5 protein-coding genes are annotated in these 4,841 nt (G+C 39.0%); 1 reads left to right on the top strand and 4 read right to left on the bottom strand.

What is annotated here, in order from left to right; translation table 11 throughout:
• On the top strand, positions 1 to 378 hold a 378-nt coding region (locus AC1DDX_RS23575; RefSeq protein ID WP_477622693.1), incomplete at its 5' end, for a DUF4142 domain-containing protein.
• A gap of 31 nt (positions 379 to 409) precedes the next feature.
• On the opposite strand, the gene AC1DDX_RS23570 is transcribed toward AC1DDX_RS23575, so the two are convergent.
• The 4 genes from AC1DDX_RS23570 to AC1DDX_RS23555 all read right to left on the bottom strand — a co-directional run.
• Positions 410 to 853 (bottom strand): c-type cytochrome, encoded by a 444-nt coding sequence (locus AC1DDX_RS23570; protein ID WP_172663691.1) that lies wholly within the window; start codon positions 851 to 853, stop codon positions 410 to 412.
• 8 nt (positions 854 to 861) lie between these two features.
• Positions 862 to 2,157 (bottom strand): PQQ-dependent sugar dehydrogenase, encoded by a 1,296-nt coding sequence (locus AC1DDX_RS23565; protein ID WP_172663692.1) that lies wholly within the window; start codon positions 2,155 to 2,157, stop codon positions 862 to 864.
• A 68-nt stretch (positions 2,158 to 2,225) separates the two neighbouring features.
• Complete coding sequence (locus AC1DDX_RS23560; RefSeq protein WP_172663693.1) at positions 2,226 to 3,371, bottom strand: glycoside hydrolase family 88/105 protein; 1,146 nt, start codon at positions 3,369 to 3,371, stop codon at positions 2,226 to 2,228.
• Positions 3,372 to 3,381: 10 nt separating this feature from the next.
• A partial coding sequence (locus AC1DDX_RS23555) for a glycoside hydrolase family 28 protein (protein WP_477622692.1) occupies positions 3,382 to 4,841 on the bottom strand: 1,460 nt, incomplete at its 5' end.

Raw genomic sequence — 4,841 nt, 5'->3', positions numbered from 1 at the left:
GAGGTAGAGCTTGGTAAAATGGCAACATCAAAAGCCAGTAATGTTAGGGTTAAAAAGTTTGCTGAAAAAATGGTTAAGGATCATACTAAAACCAACGATAATTTAAAAAAACTGGCCGATAAAAAGAAATTAACAATACCGACCTCTATTCCTGAGGCCGATCAGAATCATATAAATGAAATGGCAAAACTATCTGGTGCTCAATTTGATAAACACTATATGGATATGATGGTAAAAGATCATATAAAAACCCTTGATTTATTCAAATCAGCAACAACTTCTGGAGATATAGATGTAAGAAGGTTTGCCGCCAAAACACTTCGTATGATTGAAGGGCATTATAAACTTGCCACAGATTTGAGTTTTGACTTAAAATAAAAAAGAGGGCTGAAAATTTCAGCCCTCTTTTTTATTTTTTCTCTGCCCTGATAGCCTTCACTTCTGAGGCTTTGATGGCACTAGCCTTATTCCCAAAACTGTTCCTTACAAAGGTTAACACATCAGCTATTTCCTGATCTTTTAAAAAGCCATGCGAAGGCATTACATTGGTATAAACTTCCCCGTCTATTTCAATTTCTTCTGCCAAACCATTAAGAGCTATCTTAATTAACCGGGTTTTATCGCCAAGAACATAAGTTGTTTTTATTAATGGAGGATTCATATTCTGAACCCCACCTCCATCTGCCATATGGCAACTTAAACAATATTGATTGTATACTTTTTGTCCGTTAGCCAAAACTGATGCAGAAACAACGTCAGTTTGGACTGTCTTTTTGGTTTTCCCTTTTGTTTGGGCATTTAATTTTATACCCCCTATTGTTAAGATCAAAATGATCGTTAAAACCTGCTTCATCAAACTTTTTATTTTTTATTATAGACGATACGATAAATTGCTCCTTTAACATCATCCGTTACATAAAGGGAACCATCAGATCCCTGGGCCAATCCACAAGGGCGATGGTCTGCCCTTCCGGCAGCGGCTTTTTCAGGTGTACCAGCAAAATTATCTGCAAAAACTTCCCAATCGCCAGAAGGCTTCCCATCCTTAAATGGTTGAAATACTACAAAATATCCTTTTTGAGGTTCAGGAGCACGATTCCAGGATCCGTGAAAAGCGATAAAAGCACCGTTTTTATATTTTTCCGGGAACATATTTCCGGTATAGAATAGCAAACCATTTGGTGCCATATGTCCTGGAAAGGCAACTGCGGGGTCTATGAATTTTGAATCAGCCTCTTTCTTTTTATCACCGCCGTATTCCGGAGCTACTATTTTTTTATGTTGGATCTGATCATAGTACATAAATGGCCAGCCTGCATTATCACCTTGCTTTAAAGCATATAAACATTCTGCAGGAACTTCAGCGGATTCCTTTTCATTATAAAGCTCTGGCCAGGAACTATTCAGGTTATCTCTGCCATGCTGCATAACAAAAAGCTGGTTATTTTGCTGATTCCAATCTAATCCAACAACATTTCTTAGTCCGGTAGCAAAACGAACACCCTGACCGTAGCTTTGATTGAGTTCTTTTGCTTTAAACTGCCATATTCCGGCCATAGAATCTAACAATGGGCACCCTTCTATTCCCGGAGAACGTAACCCCCGATCTTGTTCCTGACAAGAATTTGAATTTACGCCAATATTTACATAAACATTTCCATTATTATCTAAAACAAGTGATTTGGTTTCATGCTGGCGTCCGGCCTTTAAACCTGTAATGATCTTTTCGGGTTTATTCGGGTCAATTACTTTATTTTGTGCATCGAGCTTGTACCTAAATACTTCCTGATTTGATGATGCATATAAGTATCCATCTTTCAAGTAAATTCCGGTACCTCCATAGTTGCCAAAGCCACCTGTAACCTGAGCCTTACCATCGCTGCTCTCATGAAGTACAATAATCCCCTTTTCTTCTTTGGATCTGGCGAGTTTAACATAGATGTCTCCTTGCGGGGTAACAACCAGATGTCTGGCTTTTGCCCCTAGCTCTGCCACTTTTAACGCGCCAAAACCTTCTGGCAACTTCAATCCTGCGTTATCGGCATCAGGTATTGGCCCGTTGCCCTTTAAATGACTATTTGAAATATCTTTGAAAGAATATAATGCAATAAAAACCATTGCACTTAACAAAACCGGAATTAATACTGATTTTTTCATCTGGTAATTTATTTGAAGAACTTTTCGCTATTTAAAGTTATCGTTTTCCGCTGCATTTTTCATCTAAATTAGCGTAATAATGCAGTTGCACACCACAGTATTGGCGCTTGCCCATGTAGGTCGCCTATATTACGTTTGCGATCTAAATAATACTGGCGGTCGTTCTTTTTATTTGTACCCTCACAAACTTCTCTTACCTCATCATTCTCATTGATGTAAGTGACTAAGCCAAGCCAGCCCTTACGGGCAGCTTTCCCATAAACTTCCTTATCCAGCCAGCCATTTTTCACACCTGTAATCATTGCAAAAGTAAACATAGCCGTTGATGAAGTTTCTTCCCATGCCTCGGGGTCATCGATTAACTGACGCCACATTCCATTGTCGGCCTGATATTTAAGCAACGAAGCCATCATGTTTTTATAGCCTTTCATAATGCGTTCATAATTTGGATTGTTTTTAGGTATAGACCTAAGCAATTCAGCCATACCCACAGCCATCCAGCCATCTCCTCTACCCCAAAAAAAAGGAACATCGGGCGCGTGATAAAACAAGCCATTAGGCTCCTGAAGCTTATCTAAATAAAAAACCATCTCTTTAGCCGCCCTATCTATATACTTTACGTCTCCAGTGGCTCTATACGCTTGGGCTTGAACAGCGGTGATCATATACATATCATCTATCCATAAACGTGTTTGCCAGGTATAGCCCTGGTTGTAAAACTCATGCGATTCGGGTTTTACTCTTGGGCCTTCTGGCGGTGCCCATTGTTTATCAGCAATTGACAACCCGAGATCGAGATATTTTTTATCTTTTGTTTGTATGTAAAGCTCTAATGGAACAGATCCAAATACAGTATAATCTACATGATCAGGTACAGGAATCATTTTGGCTTCTTCGCCAAAAAGGGGTTCGAACCTATCCGCCAGCTTTTTAAGCATCTCTTTATTTCCACTTTGTTTTGCAAAAGTCAAAGCACCATACCAGGCACAGGTTTCCGGATAAGTAATCACCTTTGGAGGTCCTGGTCTATTAAAATTCGTATGCGGCGTTACTATGAAATGATTTGCTACCCTTGTTCCAATTTCCTTTGGTGATGTTCCTTTTGGCCAATTCTTTAAATTAGCTTCTTTTGATTGTGCCTTTACGTTAGGCTGTCCGACAATCATAAAACAGGACATAAAAGCTGCTATGCTTAGAATTTGGTTTTGATTCATGTTAGTCTATTTATTTTTTGATGATTTCTAATTCTTTTGATATTCCTGACGATTTATTTCCAATCACTTTTACATTAGTGCTTGCTGTTCCTTCAACACGAACAAGTGCTTTTGCTCTCCCTTTAACAGTAACATTTTTTACCAGTGCTGTTTTTACATTTTCCAAGCGGATAATCGACTCTCCTCCTTTAGTATCCGGAAGATTCCAATTGTTAACCTCCAAATCACTTCCATCCTCACAAACTAAGGCTGGTCTCAGGTCATTTCCAGAAAGATTAAACTTAACATTAATAAGCTTCAATCCCTTAACATGCCTTGCCCAAATACCGTATGCGGGAACCCGCGGACCAAATGTTTTAACTTCGGGATATTGATCAATTGCTTCGGGTACTGCTTGCCTGCCATGAGCTGCAGTTCCGCCTCCGGCCAAACTAATTTCTATATTCTCAAGCGTTAAACCAGTGATGTAATGTCCGGGAATGCCTGTGATCAAAATACCTGTTGGAGGCATTAATTGCGCATCGGCAGATGCTTTGACTTTAACATTTTTAATTACAACATTTTCAAAAGTACCTGTTTGCTGTTTTGTATCAGCATCTTTGCGGAACACACTTAATCGCGATCCAAGACGAAATAACATTGGGGTCCTAACTTCTTCCATGGTTATATCTGATATTTCAATATTTCGTAAATGCGCACCATCAACGGTAAGCAGCTTAATGCCTCCATTTCTAGTTTCATAGATATGACAATTTGAAATTTTAATATTCTCGAAAGCTGCCATGGATTCGGTTCCCATTTTAATTCCCGCCTGATTGCTTTTAAGTCTTAAACCTGTCACCACAATATTCTTACAGGCCATTTTACTTGATGTGGTTTTAAACACCAGTGCATCATCTCCACTTACTACATCACAATCTTTAATTACAACATCCTGACAGCCATCAATACCGATACCATCATTATGGGCAACACCCACACTTTGGATCTTTACATTTTCAATATTTATCTGTCTGCTCTGAAAGTAGTGAGAAGTCCATGCCCCTGCATATTTTAAAGTTACGCCTTTAACATTTACGCCAGTACAACGTACAATTCGTAAAAGAAAAGGCCTCATCCCCCATCGTTGTCCTTCGGGCCGGGTATCAGTAAGTATGTGTTTTGCTTTAATCGCAGACCCCTGACCATCAATTGTCCCTTCACCTGTAACTCCAATGTTTTTGGCATCAACAGCTACAAGTAAAGCCCATCCAACATCAATACCCAGTCCCTCAGTAAAAGGGTCAATATTTTTATAATCTTTAAGATCTATACTCCCTAGCAAAACAGCGTTCTTTTGAAAACTGATTGTTACATTATCCTTAATAACGATAGTTCCTGATAAGAATTTGCCTTCAGGAAAGATTACACTTCCACCACCCGATTTATAGCATTCATCAATTGCTCGTTGAATAGCATTGGTATTTAAGG

Source organism: Pedobacter sp. 10L46_2 (assembly GCF_056395165.1).
Note: the sequence above shows the minus strand (reverse complement) of the source record. Positions and strands in the feature narration are given on the sequence as shown.